This is a genomic window from Pseudonocardia endophytica, assembly GCF_004339565.1.
In the GTDB taxonomy this organism is placed as follows: domain Bacteria; phylum Actinomycetota; class Actinomycetes; order Mycobacteriales; family Pseudonocardiaceae; genus Pseudonocardia; species Pseudonocardia endophytica.
Genome location: NZ_SMFZ01000002.1, coordinates 2,916,500 through 2,936,624 on the forward strand (window position 1 = coordinate 2,916,500; position 20,125 = coordinate 2,936,624).

A 20,125-nucleotide genomic window follows, 5' to 3' on the forward strand; every position below is an offset into this window, starting at 1 on the left:
AACCGCCGGATCCGGGAGGTCGCCGATGACCGCTGTACCGTCCACCGCCGTCTCGGACGCCGTCCGGGTCGAACAGGCGGCCCGCGCCGTGGTCGCGGACCATGATCCGCGGTCGGTGTCGCGGGAGGAGCTGTTCGGGGCGCTGTTCGATGCCGGCCTCGCCTTCGTCGGGTTCCCGGAGGGGCTCGGCGGGCTCGGGTTGTCACGTGGCCTGCAGAACGTCGTCGACGGTGTGGTGACCGAGGCGGGCGGTCCGCGCGGCTTCGCGATCAACCCGATCGGCTACGGCATGGGCGCCCCGGTCGTCGTCGAGTACACGCAGACCCGTGAGCTCGCCCGCGAGTGGCTCCGCCCGCTCGCGACCTGCGAGCACATCTGGTGCCAGCTGTTCAGCGAGCCCGGCGCCGGCTCCGACGTGGCCGGCCTGTCCACGACGGCGGTGCTCGACGGCGACGAGTGGGTCCTCAACGGACAGAAGGTCTGGACGACGCTCGCGCACGTGTCCCGGTGGGCGATGGTCGTGGCGCGCACCGACCCGGACGTGCCGAAGCACCGCGGGCTGACCTACTTCGTGCTGGACATGGACCAGCCGGGCGTCGAGGTGCGGCCGCTGCGCCAGATGACCGGCCAGGCCGAGTTCAACGAGGTCTACCTGAACGACGCCCGCATCCCGGACGCCCACCGGCTCGGCGACGTCGGTGCCGGCTGGCGGGTCGCGATCACGACGCTGATGAACGAGCGCACGGCGATCGGCGGCGTCACCGGACGGCGCGGCTCCGGTGCGATCGCCGAGGCGGTCGGGCTGTGGCAGGCCCACCCGGAGAAGCGCACGCCGGTGCTGCGAGACCGGCTGGCCCGGCTCTGGACGAAGGCCGAGGCGCACCGCCTGACCCTGGCCAGGGCCCGTCGCACCGCGACCGCCGGGCAGCCCGGGCCGGAGGGCTCGGTGTCCAAGCTGGTGGCCGCCGAGCTGAACCAGGAGATCTACGAGTTCTGCATGGACCTGCTCGGCCCGGAGGCCCTGCTCTACGACGACTACACGATGCACCGCACCGAACGGCTCGCCGCGGATCCGGGCGCCACCCTGCAGCAGCGGTTCCTGCGCAGCCGCGCGAACACGATCGAGGGCGGGACGTCCGAGGTGATGCGCAACATCCTCGGCGAGCGCGTGCTCGGCCTGCCGGGCGACCTGCGGGCCGACTCGGACCGCCCGTGGAAGGAGGTCCCCCGTGGCTGAGCCCCGGGAGTTCCCCGCCGAGTTCACCGTCTCGTCCGAGCAGCACGAGCTGCGCGCCGGGCTGCGCCGGTTCTGCGAGCGCCAGTCCGACGAGGCGACCGTGCGGCGCCTGATGGAGTCCGACGAGGGCTACGACCGTGCACTGTGGACGCGCCTCGGTTCGGAGCTGGGAGCGCTGGCGCTGGCCGTCCCGGAGGAGCTCGGCGGCGCGGGAGCCGGGATGGTGGACCAGGCCGTCGCGGCCGAGGAGCTGGGCGCCGCGCTGTTCTGTGGGCCGCTGCTCGGCACGGTCGGGCTGGCGATCCCGGCGCTCGTCGCCGCCCCGCCCGGCGCCGCCCGCGACGAGCTGCTGCCCGCGCTGGCCGATGGCACGAGGACGGCGGCGCTCGTCGCACCCCTGTTCGCGCCCTACGACGGATCGGCGACGACCGTCGCCGCCAGCGGTGCGGGGGCCAGGACCACGCTGTCCGGCACCGTCGACCAGGTCCCGGACGCCGCGGCGGCGGACGCGCTGCTCGTCGTCGCGTCCTCACCGGACGGCCCGATCCTGGCGCTCACCGAGTCCGCGGAGGTGACTCCGCGTGGGTCGCTGGACCTGACCCGCAGGCACGCCCGCGTCACGCTGGACGGCGTCACCGCCCGCGTGCTCGCCACCGGTGACGACGCGGACCGCGCGATCCGCGCCGCCTACCTGACCGGCGCCACACTGCTGGCCGCCGAACAGGTCGGGATCGCCCAGCACCTGCTGGACCTGACCGTCGCCTACGCCAAGGAGCGGCTGCAGTTCGGACGCCCGATCGGCTCGTTCCAGGCGGTCAAGCACCGGTGCGCGGACATGCTCGTCGCGACCGAGCACGCCCGCACGACGGCCCTGCACGCGGCCTGGACGCTCTCCGACCCGTCGCTCGACGACCCGGAGCTCGCCGTCGCGATGGCGCAGGCCACCTGCTCGGAGACCGGCTACCGGGTCGCCGCCGACACCATCCAGATGCACGGCGGCATCGGGTTCACCTGGGAGCACCCGGCGCACCTCTACTACAAGCGCGCGGTGGCCGACGCGGCCCTGCTCGGCAGCGCGGAGGCGTACCGGGACGTCGTCGCGGCCAGGGTACTGGACGCGGCGACCGGCGCCGGGGTGCCGGTGGTGGCGACGGGCTGAGCTGTCGGGGCCTCACGACCACGGGGTGACGCCACCCACCGACGGTTTCCGCGGCGTTGCCGCCCGGCGGCGGCGCGCGCAGACTCGCCCGCGTGGACCTCCTGGACGACGCCCGCACGCTGCTGCCCGACCTCGTCGCGCTCCGCCGTGACCTGCACCGCGACCCGGAGACCGGGCTCGAACTGCCCCGCACCCAGGAACGGGTGATGGCCGAGCTGGAGGGACTCGGTCTGGAGATCAGCACCGGCAGCGGGACGACGTCGGTGACGGCGGTCCTGCGTGGCGGTGCCGGTGAGGGCGAGACGGTCCTGCTGCGCGGCGACATGGACGCGCTGCCGGTCGCCGAGGCGTCCGGTGAGGAGTTCTCGTCGGAGAACGGGAACATGCACGCCTGCGGGCACGACCTGCACACGTCCGCGCTGGTCGGGGCCGCGCGCCTGCTCTCGTCGCAGCGGGAGAAGCTGGCCGGCGACGTCGTGTTCATGTTCCAGCCCGGCGAGGAGGGCTGGGACGGCGCACGGGTGATGGTGGAGGAGGGCGTGCTGGACGCGGCCGGTCGTCGCGTCGACCACGCCTACGGCCTGCACGTCCTGTCCGGCATCGTCCCCGCGCCGACGCTGACCAGCCGGGCGGGCACGTTCTTCGCCGCCTGCCACGACCTCGACGTCACGGTGCGCGGCGTCGGCGGCCACGGATCCAGCCCGCATTCCGCCCGTGACCCGATCCCGGCCGCCGCCGAGATGATCACTGCCCTGCAGACGTCGGTGACCAGGCGGTTCGACGTGTTCGACCCGGTCGTGATCACCGTCGGCCTGGTCCGCGCGGGGTCGCGGCGCAACGTCATCCCGGACACCGCGTCGTTCGAGGCGACGATCCGCAGCGTGTCGCAGCGGACCGCCGCACTGCTGCCCGAGGTGATCGACGAGGTGTGCCGCGGGATCGCCGCCGCGCACGGCGTCGACGTGGAGGTCGACTTCCGGGACCTCTACCCGGCCACCCGCAACGCGGCCGAGGAGGTGGACTTCGCCCGGGAGGTTGCCGCCGAGCTGTTCTCCGACGAGCGCTGGATCGAGTCCCCGACGCCGATGATGGTGTCCGAGGACTTCTCCCGCGTGCTCGACGAGGTGCCGGGCGCGTTCCTCGCGCTGGGCGCCTGCCCGTCCGATGTGGACCCGCAGCGGGCCCCGATGAACCACAGCCCGCTGGCCCGCTTCGACGACGCGGTGATCGCCGACGCGGCCGCACTGCACGCCGGGCTGGCGGTCACCCGGTTGGCGTCCCTGCGATGAGCGACGAGGGCGGCGACCCCGCCTGCTGGCTGCACCGGGTCTGCCCGGAGTGCGGCCTGTTCGCCGTCGAGGACCCGCCCACGGTGTGCGAGCGCTGCGGCGTGGAGGTCCCGGCCGGCGGAGAAGCACCGGCGGACACGCACGGTCGGGGATAGCCGCCGCCCGCCCACACCGCACCGCGCGCGCTGATCCGCTCGCCGCGCACCGATCCGGAGTCCGCGCGCGTCAGGGCACGCGCGTTCTCCGCACACCCGCGCGTACGCCGGATCAGCGCGCGCTGCCGCGCCGGCGGGAAAGCGGTCGCCCGCCCGAGCGGTGCGGCCTAGCGTCCGTCCCTCGTGACCGAGACGTCCCGCGCCCTGCGCCGCGAACCCGCGTTCCGCGCGTTGTGGACCGCGCGGGCGGTGTCCGTGGCGGGGGACTCGGCCGGGCTCGTGGCGTTGCTGCTCCACCTGTCCGAGGGTGCAGGGCAGGCGTTCGCCGTGGCCGCGTTGCTGCTGGTCGGCGACGTGGCGCCGGCGCTGCTCGGACCACTGACCGGAACGCTCTCCGACCGGTTCGACGCCCGCCGCCTGATGGTCGCCTGCGAGCTCGTGCAGGCGGTCACGGTCGGGGTGCTGGCGCTGACCCTGCCCGGCCTGCCGGTGATGCTGGCGCTCGTCGCGCTGCGGTCGGTCGCGGCGCAGATCGGGCAGTCCGCGGCGCGGGCGGCGCTGCCGTCGCTGCTGGACGGCCCGCGGCTCGGCGCGGCGAACGCGGCGCTGGGGCTCGGGTCCAACGGGACGGAGGCGGTCGGGCCGTTGCTGGCGGCGGCGCTCCTGCCGCTCGTCGGGATCTCCGGTGTGCTGGCGCTGGACGCCGGGTCGTTCGTCGTGTCCGCGGCGATCCTCCTGCTGCTTCCCGCGATCCCGCGCGGTGCGCCGGAGGAACGGTCGTCGCTGCTCGGCGACGCGCGGCAGGGGCTGCGCTACCTGCGTGGGGCGCGGTTGGTGCGGGCGCTGTGCCTCGGGTTCGTCGGGGTCGTCGCGTGCAACGGCGTCGACGACGTGGCGCTCGTCTACCTGGCGCGCGACGGTCTCGGTGCCGGCGAGCGGGCGGTGGCGGCGCTGTACGCGGCCGTCGGGATCGGCCTGCTGGCCGGATACCTGGTGCTGGGCAGGCGGTCCGGACGGCTGGTGCTGCTGGTCGTGGCCGGGTTCGCGGTCTCGAGCGCCGGGAACCTGCTGACCGGGCCGGCGTGGGCGGTGGCCGTCGCGTTCGGGCTGCAGCTGGTGCGCGGTGTCGGGCTGGCGGCGATCGACGTCGGTGTGACCACACTGCTGCAACGGACCGTGCCGTCCGCGCTGCTCGGGCGCGTGTTCGGCACGCTGTACGGCGGGATCGGCGCCGCGGCGGGCGTGTCCTACCTGCTCGGGGCCGTGCTGCTGGAGGCGGCGGGCCCGCGGGTCACGTTCGTCGTCGCGGGCGGCACCGGGCTGGCGGTCACGGCCGTCGCCGCGGTGGCCCTGCACCGGGCCCGCGCGGCGTGACAGGCTGGTTCCGTGCGCTCGCTGCTGCTCTCCCGTCGTGACCTGGACTTCCTGCTCCACGAGTGGCTCGACGTCGGGACGCTGACCGCGCGCGAGCGCTACGCCGAGCACGACCGCGCCACGTTCGACGACGTCCTGGACCTCGCCGAGCAGGTCGCGACCGAGCACTTCGCGCCGCACCGCAAGCTCTCCGACTCGTCCGAGCCGACGTTCGACGGCGAGTCGGTGACGTTGCCGGACGAGGTGCACGCCGCCCTGGAGGTGTTCGGACAGACCGGGATCGTCGGCGCCGCGCTCGACTCGCGGGTCGGCGGGATGCAGCTGCCCGCCGTCGTCGCACAGGCGTGCTTCGCGTGGTTCCACGCGGCGAACATCGGCACCGCGGCCTACCCGTTCCTCACGATCGCGGCCGCGAACCTGCTGCTCACGCACGGCAGCCGCGAGCAGGTCGACACGTGGGTCCGGCCGATGGTGGAGGGCCGCTACTTCGGCACGATGTGCCTGTCCGAGCCGCAGGCCGGTTCGTCGCTGGCCGACGTCACCACCCGCGCCGAGCCCCGCGACGACGGAACGTACCGGCTGCACGGCACCAAGATGTGGATCTCCGGTGGCGACCACGAGCTGTCCGACAACATCGTCCACCTGGTGCTGGCCAGGATCCCCGGCTCACCGGCGGGCACGAAGGGGATCTCGCTGTTCGTCGTACCGCGGTGGCTGGAGAACGGCGAGCGCAACGACGTCGTGCTGGCCGGCCTGAACCACAAGATGGGCTATCGCGGCACGGTCAACACGCTGCTGAACTTCGGCGAGGGCAAGCACGCGCCGGGCGGCGAGGCGGGCGCCGTCGGGTACAGGGTGGGGGAGCCGGACACCGGGCTCGCGTCGATGTTCCACATGATGAACGAGGCGCGCGTCGGCGTCGGGGCGGGTGCGACGGCGCTCGGCTACGCCGGGTACCTGCACGCGCTGGACTACGCCCGCACCCGGCCGCAGGGGCGCCCCGCCGGCGCCAAGGACCCGTCGTCGCCGCAGGTGCCGATCATCGAGCACGCCGACGTGCGCCGGATGCTGCTCGCGTCGAAGTCCTACGTGGAGGGTGCACTCGCGCTGAACCTGTACTGCGGCAAGCTCCTCGACGACGAGCGCACCGCCCCGGACGCCGGGGACCGGGCCCGCGCGCACCTGCTGCTGGAGATGCTCACGCCGATCGCGAAGAGCTGGCCGTCGCAGTGGTGCCTGCGCGCCAACGACCTCGCGATCCAGATCCACGGCGGTTACGGCTACACGCGCGAGTACGACGTCGAGCAGCTCTACCGGGACAACCGGCTCAACGCCATCCACGAGGGCACGCACGGCATCCAGGGCCTGGACCTGTTGGGGCGCAAGGTCGTCATGTCCGGCGGCGCGGGGCTCGAGCTGCTCGTGTCCACTCTTTCCCGGACGGTGCAGGCGGCGCGCAAGGCCGGCGGTGAGGCGGCCGAGCACGCGGAGGGTCTCGACGCGGCCGTCCGCCGTGTCGCCGAGGTGACCGAGACACTCCGGGGCGCGGGCGATCCGGCCGTGACGCTGGCGAACTCGTCGGTGTACCTGGAGGCCGTCGGGCACGTGGTGGTCGCGTGGGTCTGGCTGGAGCAGCTGCTGGCCGTCGGGGACGCCGATGGCGCGTTCTACGACGGCAAGCGCGCCGCCGCCCGGTACTTCCACCGCTACGAGCTGCCCGCGGTGCACCCGCAGCTGGACCTGCTGGCCTCACTGGACCGCACGACCCTGGACGCACGCGACGACTGGTTCTAGGCACCTCGCAGGGGATCACCGGACCTCGCAGGTCGCGCAGGACCTGCGACGTGGGGTGGCAGCCTGCGAGGTCGGGAGGTACGCATGATCGATTTCCAGCTGGCCGGACGGGTTGCCGTCGTGACCGGCGGCGCATCCGGGATCGGGCTCGAGTGCGCCAGGGCGCTGGCCGGGTCCGGTGCGCGCGTCTCGGTGTGGGATCTCGACGCGGACGCGGTCGAACGGGTCGCCGACGAGGTCGGAGGGCACGGTGCCGTCGTCGACGTCCGGGACGTGTCCGCCGTGGACGCCGCGACCGACGAGGTGCTGCGCGAGCTGGGCGGCCTCGACGTCGCCGTGCTGAACGCGGGGGTCGCGAGCTCGCCGACGCCGACCGGCGACATCGACGACGAGGACTGGCGCCGCGTGCTGGGCATCAACCTGGACGGCGTGTTCCACACGATGCGGGCCTCGGTCCGGGCGATGCGGGACACCGGGGGCGGCTCGGTGGTGACGATCGCGTCGGTGCTGGGGCAGGTCGCGTCGCCGAACAGCGCGTCGTACGTGGCGGCCAAGCACGGCGTGGTCGGGCTGGTGCAGGCCGCGGCCTGGGAGCACGCCGCGGACGGGATCCGGGTGAACGCCGTGGGTCCCGGGTACATCGACACGCCGCTGCTGGCGAGCCGCCTCGACGACGCGGCCCGGACCGAGATCGCCGCCCGCCACGCGCCGGGAAGGCTCGGCCGTCCCGAGGAGGTGGCCGCCGTGGTCGCGTTCCTCGCCTCGGACGCCGCGTCGTTCGTGACCGGCGCCTACTACCCGGTCGACGGCGGCTACCTGGCCCGCTGACCTGCCTCGCCATGATCGGTGGAACCGGCACGGATAAGCCACTGGTGGCGCGTTCCGACCACTCCCGCTGATCATGCCTGTCCCGCTGGCCGTGGGCCCCCGGCCGCCGAGGACGCCGAGGACGCGGAGCCGGTGTCCGCCGGACGCTAGGCCGAACGGCTCGCGTCGACGATCCGGCTCAGGCCGGCCATCGCGCCCAGGTCGTCGTCGAAGGGACGGCCGAGCTCCGCCCCGAGCTCGGCCACCTGGCGTGGGCGCACGGTCCACCCGGCCGCGGTGAGCCGGTCCACGACGTCGACGCGCGGCTCGGTGTTCCACAGCTCGCGCAGCTCGGTGCCCATGGCGGCACCGAGCTCGCGGACCTCGGGACGGCCGACGAACTCGTCGGCGTGATCCAGCGCGATCGCCTCGATCGCCATCCGGCTGCCCGGCGCGGACAGCGCGTCGACGTCGACGAACAGGTCGGCCTCGGCCTGCGCCGGGAGATAGGGGAGCAGGCCTTCGACCAGCCACGCCGTCGGTGTCGACGGGTCGAACCCGGCCTCGCGCAGCGCCGAGCCCCAGTCGTCGCGCAGATCGACCGGCACGGTGCGCCGACGGCAGGCCGGCCGGGCACCGGACACGTCGAGCACCCGCTGCTTGAACTCGATCACCGGCGGCTGGTCGACCTCGTAGAGCGTGGTCCCGGCGGGCCAGGCCACCCGGAACGCGCGGGCGTCCAGGCCGGCCGCGAGCACGACGACCTGGCGGATGCCGTCCGTGACGGCGCGCAGCAACAGGTCGTCGAGCACCCGGGACCGCACGGCCATCATGTCGACCAGCGCCGTCCATGCCGCGCCGGAGCCGTCGGTGCCGGTCGGCATCGGGTGGCCGGACGCGCGGACGAAATCGTTCGCGAACCGGTCCCGGACCAGCGCCTCACGGCGCTCGGACTCGGCGGCCCGTGCCGCGGCCACGGCGAGCGCCGTGAGACCGACGCTCTCCGTGATGTCCCACTGGCCCGGGACCGAGTTCCCGCCGGCCGGGGTGTGCCCGGTGGTCGTCATGCACCGCCTCCAGATCGTGAGCATCGCTCAAGATTCAGTGTTGCAGTGCGAAACCGATCATGCCCGGCGGAGCGTCCCGTCCACCGGGACGTCGAGCGCGAACACCGTGCCGTACTCGACGTCCGCACCGAAGTCGACGCTCGCGACCCGCAGCACCGACGGGTCCGCCTCGACGATCCGCACCACGATCGGCTCCGGACGCCCGGGCCGTTCCAGCAGCCACCGGTCGGCGAGGTGGCTCAGGCCGACCTCGTCCAGCCGTCGCTCGGCGTCGTCCCGGTCCAACGCGTCGTCGACCGCGAGGCCGAACACGGTGACCGGGGTCCAGGTCTGGCCGTCCCCGGGCACCAGGTAGCCGACCAGCTCGCCGTCGGAGGCGCGCCGGTGGCCCTGCCACTCGGTGGGAATCATGGTCGGGAACGGTAGGTCGGCCCCGACCGGCCCGACGACCGGTTTTCGGACCGCCCGGCGCGGCCGGCGCGCTGCCGGCGCGACGGCGTTCGACGAGCACGCTCCCTCGTTCGCGGCCGGGTGGGACGCGCTGCGCCCGTCCGCACGCCGGACGAGCCCGGAGGCGCCGGCCGGGGCCGAAACGGCCGGCGACCCGTCGGCGGCGGATCGACGGGGCGCTGACGACGGCGCACGACGCCGTGAGCTGACGCGCCGCGGGTCAGCGGTTCGCGGCCGTGCGGACGAGGTCGGCCGCGAGGTCGCGCGCGCGGACCAGGCCGGTGCCGTCGCGGTCGATCCCGCGCTGTGCCGCCGCCCCTTCCAGGAGCAGGAAGAGGTGCTCGGCCAGGGCGCCGTCGTCGTCGGGAACGTCCTCGGCGACCAGCCGCGCGATCTCGGCGCGGACGGCCCCCTTGTGCTCGCGGATCACCGCGGTACCCGGGTGGTCGTGGCCGAGCTCGGCCGCGCCGCGCTGGAACGCGCACCCGTGGTCGAGCCGGAGCTGCGGATGATCGCGGTAGGCGTCGAACACGACGAGGACCCGCGGTGACGGCGCGCCGTCCAGGCGCTCGGCCAGGTACTCCCACCACACGGCGTGCCGGTGGTTCAGGTACGCGGCGACCAGGTCGGCTTTCGAGCCGAAGCAGTCGTACAGCGTCTTCTTCGTGACGCCCGCCGCCTCGGCGATCCCGGCGACCCCGACCGCGGTGATCCCGTCGGCGTAGAACAGCGCGGACGCGGCCGCGAGCAGGCGCCGTCCGGCGTCGGTGGCGGGGGTCGTCGTCTCCATGACTCGACACTATACCGACCGGTGGGTTACCTTTGCCGTCGTAGCAGTAAACCGATCGGTATACCTTGGAGGGATCATGAAGGCCGTACTGCTGACCCGGTTCGGCGGGCCGGACGTGCTCGAGTACCGCGACGACGTGCCGGACCCGGTGCCGGGACCCGGCGAGGTCCGGATCCGGGTGCGGGCCGCGTCGCTGAACAACACCGACGTGTGGACCCGCGAGGGTGCCTACGGCTCCGCCGACGACCCGGACGCGTCGACCGGTTGGAAGCGCGGCGCGTTCGCGTTCCCGCGGATCCAGGGCGCCGACGTCGCCGGCGAGATCGACGCGGTCGGCGACGGTGTCGCGCCGGGCCGGGTGGGGGAGCGGGTGCTCGTCGACCCGATGATCTACGACGGCGGCGAGCGCGAGCTCGTCGACACCGACTACCTGGGCAGCGAGCGCGACGGCGGCTTCGCCGAGTTCGTGACCGTCCCGGCGTCGAACGCGCACGTGGTCGGCGGGGACCTGTCGTTCGCGGAGCTGGCGGCGCTGCCGACGGCCGCGACGACGGCGATGCGGATGCTCAACCGCGCCGCGGTGAAGGCGGGGGAGACGGTGCTCGTCACCGGCGCGTCCGGCGGTGTCGGGTCGGCGGCGGTGCAGATCGCCGTGGCGCGCGGGGCGACGGTGGTGGCGGTCGGGTCGTCCGCCAAGCACCCCGCACTCCGCGAGCTGGGTGCCTCGACCGTGCTCGGCAGGGACGACGCCGTCCCGGAGGTCGACGTCGTCGCCGACGTCGTGGGCGGACCGTCGTACGGGCGCCTGCTCGCCGCGCTGGCGCCGCTCGGCCGGTACGTGGTCGCCGGCGGCATCGCCGGGCCGGTCGTCGAGACCGACCTGCGGACCGTCTACCTGCGTCAGCTCACGGTGATCGGCTCGTCGTTCGGCACGCACGAGGACTTCGCCGACGTCGTCGCGCTCGCCTCGAGCGGTGCGTTGCGTGCGCCGGTGGCCGGCACGTACCCGCTCGCCCGTCTGGCCGACGCGCAGGAGCGGTTCGCCTCGAAGGACTTCGTCGGGAAACTGGTGGTCGAGCCGTGACCGTGCGGGCACTGACGTTCGACGTGGTCGGGACGTTGATCGACTTCGAGACGGGGTTGCTGGACGCCGCGAGGCCGTCGTCGTCGCACGACTTCCTGGCCGCGTTCGGCGACGCCGAGGGTGAGCAGCAACGGCTCACCCCGGAGATGCCGTTCCCGGCCATGCTCGACCCGATCTCGGAGCGGCTCGGGCTGGCGTCGTCGCTGCGGTCGTCCGTCGTGGACTGGCCCGCGTTCGACGATGCCCCCGCGGCGCTGGCCGAGCTCGGGCGTCGCTACCGGCTCGTCGCGCTGACGAACGCCGACCGGGCCGCGACCGCGGCGATGAGCAGCACGCTCGGCGACCCGTTCGACGACGTGGTCACGGCCGAGGACGTCGGGGTGAACAAGCCGGACCAGCAGATGTTCGTGTGGTGTCTCGGCCGGTTGAGCGCGCACGGGATCGGGCGCGACGAGGTGCTGCACGTCGCGCAGAGCCAGTTCCACGACATCGCGACGGCGACCCGGCTCGGCATCGCGACCTGCTGGGTCGAGCGACGCCGCGGACGATCCGGGAGCGGGGCGACGCCGCCGTCGTCGATCACGGAGCCGGACCTGCACGTCGGGACGCTCGCCGAACTCGCCGCCGCCCTGCGGTGACCGGGTCTACGCTCTGCGAGGTGGAGATCCCGCCCGAGCTGTGCGCCGTCGTCGAATCCGGTCCGCTGGTGCACCTGACCACGATCAACGCCGACGGCAGCCCTCAGGTCAGCGTCGTCTGGACGGGCTTCGACGGCGACGATCTCGTGACCGCGCACCTGCCGCGGCACCTGAAGGTCCGGAACATGGAGCGGGACCCGAGGGTGGTGCTGTCGTTCCTCGCGCCGCGCGAGGAGGGCGTGTTCCTCCAGCCGTACGCGGTGCTCCGTGCGCGGGCGACGGTGGAGCCGAGCGACCGGGCGTGGGACGTCCTCGACCGTCTCGCCAAGGTCTACATGTCGCCGGACGCGACGTTCCCGGCACCGCGCGCCGACGGGTTCATCGTGCGCTACGGCGTGGAGAAGATCGGCGGCGTCGGGCACTGGGCGTGATCGGTGTCGCGGAACCCGGGCTCGACGCCGGGAGTTCCTCCCGTGTGTCCCGGGTGCTGCGTGTCGCGATCATGGTCGTCGTCCTGGCGGCGCTCGTGCTGGTGGAGACGACGTCGCGGACCGGCGTGCTGTGGCGGCTGACGACGTTCACCTACCAGGTCAACGTGCTCGCCGCGGCGTACTACCTGTGGGCGCTGGTGTGCCCGAGGGCGGCGGCCCGGCCCGGCCTGCGCGGGGCCGTGGTGCTCTACGTCGTGGTCGCCGGTCTGGTGTGGAACCTGTTCCTGACCGGCATGAGCATGGGCTACTCGCCGGCGAACGTGCTGCTGCACGTCGTGATGCCGGTGCTCGCGCTGGCCGACTGGCTGCTCGTCGGGCGCACCCAGGGCGGGGTGCGGTGGTGGCAGCCGTTGGCGTGGCTCGCGTACCCCGTCGTCTACCTCGGACTCGCGCTGCTCGTGCTCAACGAGGCCGGGCGGCGGGCGCCGTACTACTTCCTCGACCCCGGCTCCGTCGGCGGTGCGGCGGTGGCCGGGAACGTCGCGCTGCTCGCGCTCGCGTTCGCCGGGCTGGGGTACGTGATCTCCGGGCTCGGGCGGGCGTCCGTGGCGGTCCGCTCGCCCGTGTGACGCTCAGAACGTCCAGCGGGTGGCGCCGCCCGGCTCGACCGTCGCGACGGCGCTCGCCGACCGGGTGGTCACGCGGTAGACCGACCACGGCGGCCCGCCTGCCGACGGTGCGCTGAACGGCGCGGTCAGGGCGGTGCCGGACTCGTCGACCTCGCACGGCCATCCGCCCTGCGCCCAGATCGCGGCCAGGCGCGCGACGGTGGCGGGGTCGGTGACGATCCCGGCCGTGCCGTCGACGACGAGGTCGGCGTCGTGGATCGCGATCGCGAGCGTGCACCGCGGGTCACGGGCCAGGTTGCGGCCCTTGCGCGTGGTCCGGCCGGTCTGGAACCAGAAGCCGCCGTCGAGCCACAGCGCACCCACGGCGGTGACGTGCGGGGCGCCGTCGGGATCGAGGGTGGTGAGCCACGTGGTGTGCCGGTCGGGTCCGCCCGCCCCGGGAACCTGGTCGACGCCGGCCTCCAGAGTGCCGGTGATCGAGGACCAGTCGAGGGCGGGGAGCTCGTAGCGGTCGGCGAGATTGTGCGTGTCCATGGGAGGGAGACCCCGGCCGCGCCCGCGGCTCATCGGTCGTACCGGCGCCGGCCTCAGGGCCGATCCCGATCGTTGTCCGAGACCGCGTCCCGGCCCGACCCGCCGACCCGGCGCCTCTGGACGACCGTGATCAGCCACAGCGGAGGGATACGGCCGCTCGTGGCCGCTCGACTCCGGACCCGCTGATCATCGGCAGGTGGTTCCCGTTCGTCCTCACCGACGAGCAGGCCGGGCCGCTCGACGTGTCGGCACCCGGCGGTTTCGAGGAGCACATGCCGGGCATCGCGACCTGGTTCCGCGAGCACCGCGCCCGCTGACGGCCGCCTACCGTGTCGGCATGATCGACGATCGGGACGAGGTCCACCTGCGTAGATGCGTGGAGCTGGCAGCCGAGGGGCTGGAGGCGGGGGACGAACCGTTCGGCTCCGTTCTCGTCGGAGCCGACGGCGCGGTGCTGTTCGAGGACCGCAACCGTGTCGCGGGCGGCGACGAGACGCGGCATCCCGAGTTCGAGATCGCCCGCTGGTCGGCGAACAACCTCGCTCCGGACGCGCGGGCCGCGGCCACCGTCTACACGTCCGGAGAACACTGCCCGATGTGCGCTGCGGCGCACGCGTGGGTCGGGCTCGGTCGGATCGTCTACGCCAGCTCGACGGAGCAGCTGACCGGGTGGCGGGCCGAGCTCGGCCTGCCGAGGAGCCCGGTGCGGGCACTGTCGATCACCGAGGTCGCGCCGGGCGTGCCGGTCGAGGGGCCCGACCCGGAACTCGCGGACCAGGTTCGCGAGCTGCACCGCCGTCACGCCGGCGCTCACCGCCCGAACCGCACGTCAGGGGACACAACGACCCGGCCCGTCCGCAACTCCGGCGATTCGCCGTCCGCCCTGCGCGACCGAGACTGATCACGTGGGGTGATCTCGGCAGGACCCGACGGCCCCGCACGTGTCCGCCTGCACCGTCCATGACCACCTGAAGTCGATCGTCGCGAAGGCCCGGGTGCGCAGCCGCGTCGGCGTGCTGCCGCAGGGGTGACATGGCTCGCACCCACCGTGACAGTCAGTGCTGACTGTTCGGTGTTACCGTCGCGCTCGTCGGCGGCGCACCGAGGCGCCGCGATCCCACCGCGAGAAGGAGCTGGGACGTGCGAGACGCAGTCATCGTGGAAGCGGTACGCACCCCCGTGGGCAAGCGCAAGGGCGGCCTGGCCGGGACGCACCCGACCGACCTGTCGGCCCACGTGCTGAGGTCGCTGGCCGAGCGCGCCGGCGTGGACCCGGCGCAGATCGAGGACGTGGTCTGGGGCTGTGTGTCCCAGGCCGGTGAGCAGACGTTCGACATCGGGCGCAGCGCGGCACTGGCCGCAGGCTTCCCGGAGACCGTGACCGGCGTGACCGTGGACCGCCAGTGCGGGTCGAGCCAGCAGGCGGCGCACTTCGCCGCCGCGGGACTGATCGCCGGGCAGTACGACGTCGTCGTGGCCGGTGGCGTCGAGTCGATGACGCGGGTGCCGATGGGCTCGACGCTGATGGACCAGAACCCGTTCGGCACCGAGTTCATGCAGCGCTACGGCGCCTTCCCGAACCAGGGCGTCGGCGCCGAGATGATCGCCGAGAAGTGGGGCTTCTCCCGCACGCAGCTCGACGAGTTCTCGCTCTCCTCGCACGCGAAGGCCGCCGCCGCGCAGGACGACGGCCGGTTCGACGGCCAGCTGGCCCCGATCGCGGGCGTCACGGCCGACGAGGGCGTGCGCCGCGGCGGCACGCTGGAGGCGCTCGGTCAGCTGAAGACCGTGTTCAAGGAGGCCGACCAGGGCGGCGTGATCCACGCCGGCAACTCGTCGCAGATCTCCGACGGCGCGGCCGCACTGCTGATGACGACGTCCGAGAAGGCGGCCGAGCTGGGCCTCACCCCGATCGCCCGGGTGCACACGGCCGTGCTGGCCGGCGCCGACCCGGTGATCATGCTGACCGCGCCGATCCCGGCGACCGAGAAGGCGTTGAAGCGCTCCGGCCTGAGCCTGACCGACATCGGCGTGTTCGAGGTCAACGAGGCGTTCGCGCCGGTGCCGCTCGCCTGGCTGGCCGACATCGGGGCCGACCCGGCCGCGCTGAACCCGAACGGCGGCGCGATCGCGCTCGGGCACCCGCTCGGCGGCTCCGGCGCCCGGATCATGACGACGATGGTGCACCACATGCGCGACACCGGGACCCGCTACGGCCTGCAGACCATGTGCGAGGGCGGCGGGCAGGCGAACGCCACCATCCTCGAGCTGCTCTGACCCCGAACGAGGGGCACCGTCGGGCAATGGCATTGCTCGACGGTGCCGTTCGTTCGGTTCCGCGCCTGTCTGTCGAAAGGACTGAGAGAGACACATGGACGTCAACGGATCCGTCGCACTCGTCACCGGCGGTGCGTCCGGCCTCGGCCTGGCCACCACCGAGAAGCTGGTGGAGAACGGCGCGAAGGTCGTGATCGTCGACCTGCCGTCGTCGGCCGGTGAGGCCGTCGCGGACAAGCTCGGCGAGAACGTGCGCTTCGCCTCCGCTGACGTGACGAGCGAGGAGCAGATCACCGCGGCGCTCGACGTCGCGGCCGAGCTGGGTCAGCTGCGCGTCGCGGTGAACTGCGCGGGCATCGGCAACGGGATCAAGACGTTCGGCAAGAACGGCCCGTTCCCGCTGGCCGACTTCACCAAGGTCATCAACGTCAACCTGGTCGGCACGTTCAACGTGATCCGGCTGGCCGCCGAGCGGATGAGCCATGGCGACCCGGTCGACGGCGACCGCGGCGTCATCGTCAACACGGCGTCCGTCGCGGCGATGGAGGGCCAGATCGGGCAGGCGGCGTACTCCGCGTCGAAGGGCGGCATCGTCGGCATGACGCTGCCGATCGCGCGGGACCTCGCGAGCCTCGGCATCCGGGTCGTGACGATCGCACCAGGGCTGTTCGAGACGCCGCTGCTCGGCGCGCTGCCCGATGACGTCAAGGAGTCGCTGGGCAAGCAGGTGCCGCACCCGTCGCGCCTGGGCCAGCCGTCGGAGTACGGGAAGCTCGCCGCGCACATCGTCGAGAACCCGATGCTCAACGGCGAGGTCATCCGCCTGGACGGCGCCATCCGCATGACACCGCGGTAGGAGGGACTGTCGTGAAGCGCACGCTGTACGACGACGACCACGAGGCGTTCCGGGACGCGTTCCGGTCCTTCGTGGACAAGGAGATCGTCCCGTACCACGAGCGGTGGGACGCCGAGGGCATCGTCCCGCGCGAGCTGTTCACGACGGCGGGCGCGGCAGGCTTCCTCGGGATGGACATCCCCGAGGAGTACGGCGGCGGGGGAGTGAAGGACTTCCGCTTCAACGCCGTCGAGTCCGAGGAGCTGATGCGTTCCGGTGCGGCGGCGGCCGGTCTCGGACTGACGCTGCACAACGACATCGTCCTGCCGTACTTCCTGGCCTACTGCGACGACGAGCAGAAGCAGCGTTGGCTGCCCGGCATCGCGTCCGGGGAGACGATCACCGGTATCGCCATGACGGAGCCCGGCATCGGTTCGGACCTGGCGTCGATGTCCACGACGGCGATCCGCGACGGCGACCACTACGTCGTCAACGGCGCCAAGACGTTCATCACGAACGGCATCAACGCCGACCTGATGATCACCGCGGTGAAGACCGACCCGTCGCAGAAGCACAAGGGCATGAGCCTGCTGGTGCTCGAGCGCGGGATGGAGGGCTTCGAGCGCGGCCGCAACCTGGACAAGCTCGGCCAGCACGCGCAGGACACGGCCGAGCTGTCGTTCACCGACGTGAAGGTCCCGGTCGCGAACCTGCTCGGCGGCGAGGAGGGGCAGGGCTTCACACAGCTCGTCACGAACCTGCCCCAGGAGCGGCTGTCGATCGGGATCGCGGCCGTCGCCGCGGCCCGCACGGCGCTGGACCACACGCTGACCTACGTCAAGGAGCGCAGGGCGTTCGGGCAGCCGGTCGGCTCGTTCCAGAACTCGAGGTTCGTGCTCGCCGAGCTGGACACCGAGATCGACATCGCCGAGCACTACACGGACGACTGCGTGCGCGCGCTGAACGCGGGCGAGCTGACCGCCGTGGACGCGTCGAAGGCGAAGTACTGGTGCACCGAGCTGCAGGGCCGGGTCGTCGACCGCTGCCTGCAGCTGCACGGCGGGTACGGCTACATGAACGAGTACCCGATCGCGCGGGCGTACGCGGACGCGCGGATCACCCGGATCTACGGCGGGACGACCGAGATCATGAAGGAGGTCATCGGCCGAGGTCTCGGCCTGTGACCGTGTCACGGGCGCAGCGGTCAGAGGACAGCCGCGCCCGGATCCTGGACGCCGCCGTCGCCTGCCTGGTCGACGGCGGCTACTCGGGTGCGACGACGCTCACCATCCAGGGCGAGGCCGACGTGTCCCGTGGCCGGCTGCTGCACCACTTCCCGTCCCGGGACCGCCTGCTCGTCGCCGCCGCTCAGCATCTCGCGGTGAAGCGGGTCGCCGACACCGAGACGCGGATCACACGTCTGCTGGAGGGTGTCCCGACCGGAACGTTCGAGAGGGCCGACCGCGTCGTCGAGCTGCTCTGGCAGAGCTTCTCCGAGCCGCACTTCTGGGCGTCCGTCGAGCTCTGGACGGCCGCCCGCTCCAACCGCGAGATCGCCGAGGCGCTGCAGCCCGAGGAACGACGGCTGGGTGCGGCGATCCGGGGCTCGATGGCCCGCATGTTCGGCGACGAGCTCGCCTCCCGTCCGCGTTTCAAGCAGCTGCGGGACCTCCTGCTCACGTCGATGCGCGGCACGGCGCTGACGTATACGTTCGATCCGCGCGATCCCGCGTCGGATCCGATGCTCGCGCAGTGGAAGGACCTGGTCCGGGTTCTGCTCGACGCATCCGCCGTATAGACCCAGACGCCCAATTCGTCCAGTCGCTCCACGGCGTTGGTTCGTTACGTCTCACATCGCGACGTCATCTGGTCAGCCAGCCCTCTCGTATGATCCAGTTAGCCTCGCCTAATCACAGGCATGCCGATGGTGACGAGCGCGAGGGGACATCGATGACCGACGCGACGACGGGGAACGACCACGAGGTCCACGACGTGGTGGGCGTGGGTTTCGGACCGTCGAATCTCGGCCTGGCAATCGCGCTGGACGAGCACAACGCGACGGCCGCGCCCGGCGATCGGGTATCGGCCCGCTTCGTCGAGCGCCAGGAGCGGTTCGGATGGCACCGCGGGATGCTCATCGAGGACGCGACGATGCAGGTCTCCTTCCTCAAGGACCTGGTGACGCTGCGCAACCCGACGAGCGGCTTCACGTTCCTGTCCTACCTCAAGGACCGGGACCGGCTGGTCGACTTCATCAACTACGGCAGCAACTTCCCGACCAGGGTGGAGTTCCACGACTACCTGGAGTGGGCCGCAGCGCGCTTCACCGACCAGGTCGACTACGGCGCCGAGGTGATCGAGGTCGAGCCGGTGCGGCCGGCCGGCTCCGAGGCCGTCGAGCTCGTGGACGTCGTGTACCGGAAGGGGAGCACCACGACCCGGCTGCGTGCCCGCAACGTCGTCGTGGCGACCGGCCTGAGTCCCGCCCTGCCGCGCGGCGTGACACCCGGCTCCCGGATCTGGCACAACAAGGACCTGCTGCACAACGCGGCCCAGCTCACCGGCACCGAGCCGAAGCGGATGGCGGTGATCGGTGCCGGGCAGAGCGCCGCGGAGAGCGTCGACTACCTGCACCGCTCGTTCCCGACGGCCGAGGTCTACGCCGTGTTCGCCCGCTACGGCTACAGCCCCGCCGACGACAGCTCGTTCGCGAACCGGATCTTCGACCCGGGCGCGGTGGACGACTTCTACACCGCACCGGACGGGGTGAAGGAGATGATCCTCAACTACCACTCGAACACGAACTACTCGGTCGTCGACCCGGATCTGATCGACGGCCTGTACCGCACGCACTACCACGAGCGGGTCGCGGGCAAGGAACGGCTGAAGTTCTGCAACGTCTCCCGTGTCGCCGACGTCGTCGAGGTCGGCGACCGGGTGGAGCTGGCCGTGGAGTCGCTGATCGACGGCGAGCGCGAGGTGATCACCGCCGACGTCGTGGTCTACGCGACCGGCTACCGGGCGGGTGACCCGCTCTGGCTGCTCGGCGGTGACCTCGCCGAGGCGTGCAACCGCGATGTCGAGGGCCGCCTCGACGTCCGGCGGGACTACCGGGTCGGCACCGACGCCCTGGCCGACGGCACGCCCGTGACGGTGGGCATCTACGTGCAGGGCCCCACGGAGCACACGCACGGCATCTCGTCGACGTTGCTGTCCAACGTGGCCGTCCGGTCGGGAGAGATCGCCTCCTCGATCGTCTCCGGCGGATCCACGGACGCCGGCAGGCCGTCCGGCTCACCGGCCGTCGACCAGCTCGACGCCGTCCGCACGATCCGCTGACGAACCCGACCCGGCGAGGAGCAGCCATGACCAACCCCTTCGACGACACCGACGGCCGTTTCCTGGTGCTGGTCAACGACGAGGGCCAGCACAGCCTCTGGCCGTCGCGTGTGGACGTCCCGGCCGGATGGACGCGGGCGTTCGGCGAGGACACCCGCGAGGCGTGCCTCGGGTACGTGGAGCAGAACTGGACCGACCTGCGGCCGCTGAGCCTGCAGCGCCGCATGGATGGCTGA

At 72.7% G+C, this 20,125-nt stretch carries 21 protein-coding genes and 1 pseudogene; 18 read left to right on the forward strand and 4 right to left on the reverse strand.

Features of this window, described 5'->3' with window-relative positions; translation table 11 throughout:
* Window positions 1–25: 25 nt before the first annotated feature.
* The 7 genes from EV378_RS32410 to EV378_RS32435 all read left to right on the forward strand — a co-directional run bounded on the left by EV378_RS32410 (window position 26) and on the right by EV378_RS32435 (window position 7,836).
* Entirely contained in the window at window positions 26–1,237 is a 1,212-nt protein-coding gene (locus EV378_RS32410; RefSeq protein ID WP_132431469.1) for an acyl-CoA dehydrogenase family protein, read from the forward strand.
* Window positions 1,230–2,396, forward strand: coding sequence for an acyl-CoA dehydrogenase family protein (locus EV378_RS32415; protein WP_132431471.1), 1,167 nt, complete (start codon window positions 1,230–1,232; stop codon window positions 2,394–2,396). The genes EV378_RS32410 and EV378_RS32415 overlap by 8 nt, the downstream gene beginning before the upstream one ends.
* A gap of 92 nt (window positions 2,397–2,488) precedes the next feature.
* Window positions 2,489–3,685, forward strand: coding sequence for a M20 metallopeptidase family protein (locus EV378_RS32420; RefSeq protein WP_132431473.1), 1,197 nt, complete (start codon window positions 2,489–2,491; stop codon window positions 3,683–3,685).
* Window positions 3,682–3,840, forward strand: a complete 159-nt coding sequence (locus tag EV378_RS35660; protein ID WP_165922590.1) for a hypothetical protein — start codon at window positions 3,682–3,684, stop codon at window positions 3,838–3,840. The genes EV378_RS32420 and EV378_RS35660 overlap by 4 nt, the downstream gene beginning before the upstream one ends.
* Window positions 3,841–4,023: 183 nt before the next feature.
* Entirely contained in the window at window positions 4,024–5,214 is a 1,191-nt protein-coding gene (locus EV378_RS32425; RefSeq protein ID WP_207908926.1) for an MFS transporter, read from the forward strand.
* Window positions 5,215–5,226: 12 nt separating this feature from the next.
* Entirely contained in the window at window positions 5,227–7,008 is a 1,782-nt protein-coding gene (locus EV378_RS32430; protein ID WP_132431475.1) for an acyl-CoA dehydrogenase, read from the forward strand.
* An 84-nt stretch (window positions 7,009–7,092) separates the two neighbouring features.
* Window positions 7,093–7,836, forward strand: a complete 744-nt coding sequence (locus EV378_RS32435; protein ID WP_132431477.1) for an SDR family NAD(P)-dependent oxidoreductase — start codon at window positions 7,093–7,095, stop codon at window positions 7,834–7,836.
* Between the two features lie 146 nt (window positions 7,837–7,982).
* Here the strand turns inward: EV378_RS32435 and EV378_RS32440 are convergent, their stop codons facing one another.
* The 3 genes from EV378_RS32440 to EV378_RS32450 form a co-directional block, all read right to left on the reverse strand.
* Window positions 7,983–8,882 (reverse strand): SAM-dependent methyltransferase, encoded by a 900-nt coding sequence (locus tag EV378_RS32440; protein ID WP_132431479.1) that lies wholly within the window; start codon window positions 8,880–8,882, stop codon window positions 7,983–7,985.
* A 57-nt stretch (window positions 8,883–8,939) separates the two neighbouring features.
* The gene (locus EV378_RS32445) at window positions 8,940–9,293 is read right to left on the reverse strand and encodes a hypothetical protein (RefSeq protein ID WP_132431481.1); all 354 of its coding nucleotides are present in this window, start codon (window positions 9,291–9,293) and stop codon (window positions 8,940–8,942) included.
* Window positions 9,294–9,552: 259 nt separating this feature from the next.
* Window positions 9,553–10,122 carry a TetR/AcrR family transcriptional regulator gene (locus tag EV378_RS32450; RefSeq protein ID WP_132431483.1) on the reverse strand — a complete coding sequence of 190 codons (570 nt, stop codon included), beginning with the start codon at window positions 10,120–10,122 and terminating at the stop codon, window positions 9,553–9,555.
* 76 nt (window positions 10,123–10,198) lie between these two features.
* On the opposite strand from EV378_RS32450, the gene EV378_RS32455 reads away from it, so the two are divergent.
* From EV378_RS32455 to EV378_RS32470, 4 genes are read left to right on the forward strand one after another with little or no spacing between them, the layout of a single operon-like run.
* Window positions 10,199–11,206 carry an alcohol dehydrogenase catalytic domain-containing protein gene (locus EV378_RS32455; RefSeq protein WP_132431485.1) on the forward strand — a complete coding sequence of 336 codons (1,008 nt, stop codon included), beginning with the start codon at window positions 10,199–10,201 and terminating at the stop codon, window positions 11,204–11,206.
* Complete coding sequence (locus EV378_RS32460; RefSeq protein WP_132431487.1) at window positions 11,203–11,844, forward strand: HAD-IA family hydrolase; 642 nt, start codon at window positions 11,203–11,205, stop codon at window positions 11,842–11,844. The genes EV378_RS32455 and EV378_RS32460 overlap by 4 nt, the downstream gene beginning before the upstream one ends.
* A gap of 20 nt (window positions 11,845–11,864) precedes the next feature.
* On the forward strand, window positions 11,865–12,275 hold the full coding sequence (locus tag EV378_RS32465) for a PPOX class F420-dependent oxidoreductase (RefSeq protein WP_132431489.1): 411 nt from the start codon (window positions 11,865–11,867) through the stop codon (window positions 12,273–12,275).
* A 44-nt stretch (window positions 12,276–12,319) separates the two neighbouring features.
* Window positions 12,320–12,904 (forward strand): Pr6Pr family membrane protein, encoded by a 585-nt coding sequence (locus EV378_RS32470; RefSeq protein WP_243653867.1) that lies wholly within the window; start codon window positions 12,320–12,322, stop codon window positions 12,902–12,904.
* Between the two features lie 3 nt (window positions 12,905–12,907).
* On the opposite strand, the gene EV378_RS32475 is transcribed toward EV378_RS32470, so the two are convergent.
* Entirely contained in the window at window positions 12,908–13,438 is a 531-nt protein-coding gene (locus EV378_RS32475; protein ID WP_132431491.1) for a pyridoxamine 5'-phosphate oxidase family protein, read from the reverse strand.
* A gap of 337 nt (window positions 13,439–13,775) precedes the next feature.
* Between EV378_RS32475 and EV378_RS32485 the strand changes: the two are divergent.
* The 7 genes and pseudogenes from EV378_RS32485 to EV378_RS32515 all read left to right on the forward strand — a co-directional run.
* A pseudogene (locus tag EV378_RS32485) lies at window positions 13,776–14,246 on the forward strand (nucleoside deaminase); the annotation flags it as partial.
* Window positions 14,247–14,578: 332 nt separating this feature from the next.
* Window positions 14,579–15,715, forward strand: a complete 1,137-nt coding sequence (locus tag EV378_RS32490; protein WP_132431495.1) for a thiolase family protein — start codon at window positions 14,579–14,581, stop codon at window positions 15,713–15,715.
* A 94-nt stretch (window positions 15,716–15,809) separates the two neighbouring features.
* On the forward strand, window positions 15,810–16,571 hold the full coding sequence (locus EV378_RS32495; protein WP_132431497.1) for a 3-hydroxyacyl-CoA dehydrogenase: 762 nt from the start codon (window positions 15,810–15,812) through the stop codon (window positions 16,569–16,571).
* 11 nt (window positions 16,572–16,582) lie between these two features.
* Window positions 16,583–17,734, forward strand: a complete 1,152-nt coding sequence (locus tag EV378_RS32500) for an acyl-CoA dehydrogenase family protein (RefSeq protein WP_132431499.1) — start codon at window positions 16,583–16,585, stop codon at window positions 17,732–17,734.
* Complete coding sequence (locus EV378_RS32505) at window positions 17,731–18,348, forward strand: TetR/AcrR family transcriptional regulator (protein WP_132431501.1); 618 nt, start codon at window positions 17,731–17,733, stop codon at window positions 18,346–18,348. The genes EV378_RS32500 and EV378_RS32505 overlap by 4 nt, the downstream gene beginning before the upstream one ends.
* Before the next feature lie 152 nt (window positions 18,349–18,500).
* Window positions 18,501–19,889 carry a lysine N(6)-hydroxylase/L-ornithine N(5)-oxygenase family protein gene (locus tag EV378_RS32510; RefSeq protein ID WP_132431503.1) on the forward strand — a complete coding sequence of 463 codons (1,389 nt, stop codon included), beginning with the start codon at window positions 18,501–18,503 and terminating at the stop codon, window positions 19,887–19,889.
* Window positions 19,890–19,915: 26 nt separating this feature from the next.
* Entirely contained in the window at window positions 19,916–20,125 is a 210-nt protein-coding gene (locus EV378_RS32515; RefSeq protein WP_132431505.1) for an MbtH family protein, read from the forward strand.

Excerpts from the sequence above, each read along its gene's own strand:
- EV378_RS32410 (WP_132431469.1), top strand. The coding sequence starts at position 26 with ATGACCGCTGTACCGTCCACCGCCGTCTCGGACGCCGTCCGGGTCGAA.
- EV378_RS32515 (WP_132431505.1), top strand. The coding sequence starts at position 19,916 with ATGACCAACCCCTTCGACGACACCGACGGCCGTTTCCTGGTGCTGGTC.
- EV378_RS32435 (WP_132431477.1), top strand. The coding sequence starts at position 7,093 with ATGATCGATTTCCAGCTGGCCGGACGGGTTGCCGTCGTGACCGGCGGC.
- EV378_RS35660 (WP_165922590.1), top strand. The coding sequence starts at position 3,682 with ATGAGCGACGAGGGCGGCGACCCCGCCTGCTGGCTGCACCGGGTCTGC.
- EV378_RS32475 (WP_132431491.1), bottom strand. The coding sequence starts at position 13,438 with ATGGACACGCACAATCTCGCCGACCGCTACGAGCTCCCCGCCCTCGAC.
- EV378_RS32455 (WP_132431485.1), top strand. The coding sequence starts at position 10,199 with ATGAAGGCCGTACTGCTGACCCGGTTCGGCGGGCCGGACGTGCTCGAG.
- EV378_RS32445 (WP_132431481.1), bottom strand. The coding sequence starts at position 9,293 with ATGATTCCCACCGAGTGGCAGGGCCACCGGCGCGCCTCCGACGGCGAG.
- EV378_RS32440 (WP_132431479.1), bottom strand. The coding sequence starts at position 8,882 with ATGACGACCACCGGGCACACCCCGGCCGGCGGGAACTCGGTCCCGGGC.
- EV378_RS32495 (WP_132431497.1), top strand. The coding sequence starts at position 15,810 with ATGGACGTCAACGGATCCGTCGCACTCGTCACCGGCGGTGCGTCCGGC.
- EV378_RS32510 (WP_132431503.1), top strand. The coding sequence starts at position 18,501 with ATGACCGACGCGACGACGGGGAACGACCACGAGGTCCACGACGTGGTG.
- EV378_RS32450 (WP_132431483.1), bottom strand. The coding sequence starts at position 10,122 with ATGGAGACGACGACCCCCGCCACCGACGCCGGACGGCGCCTGCTCGCG.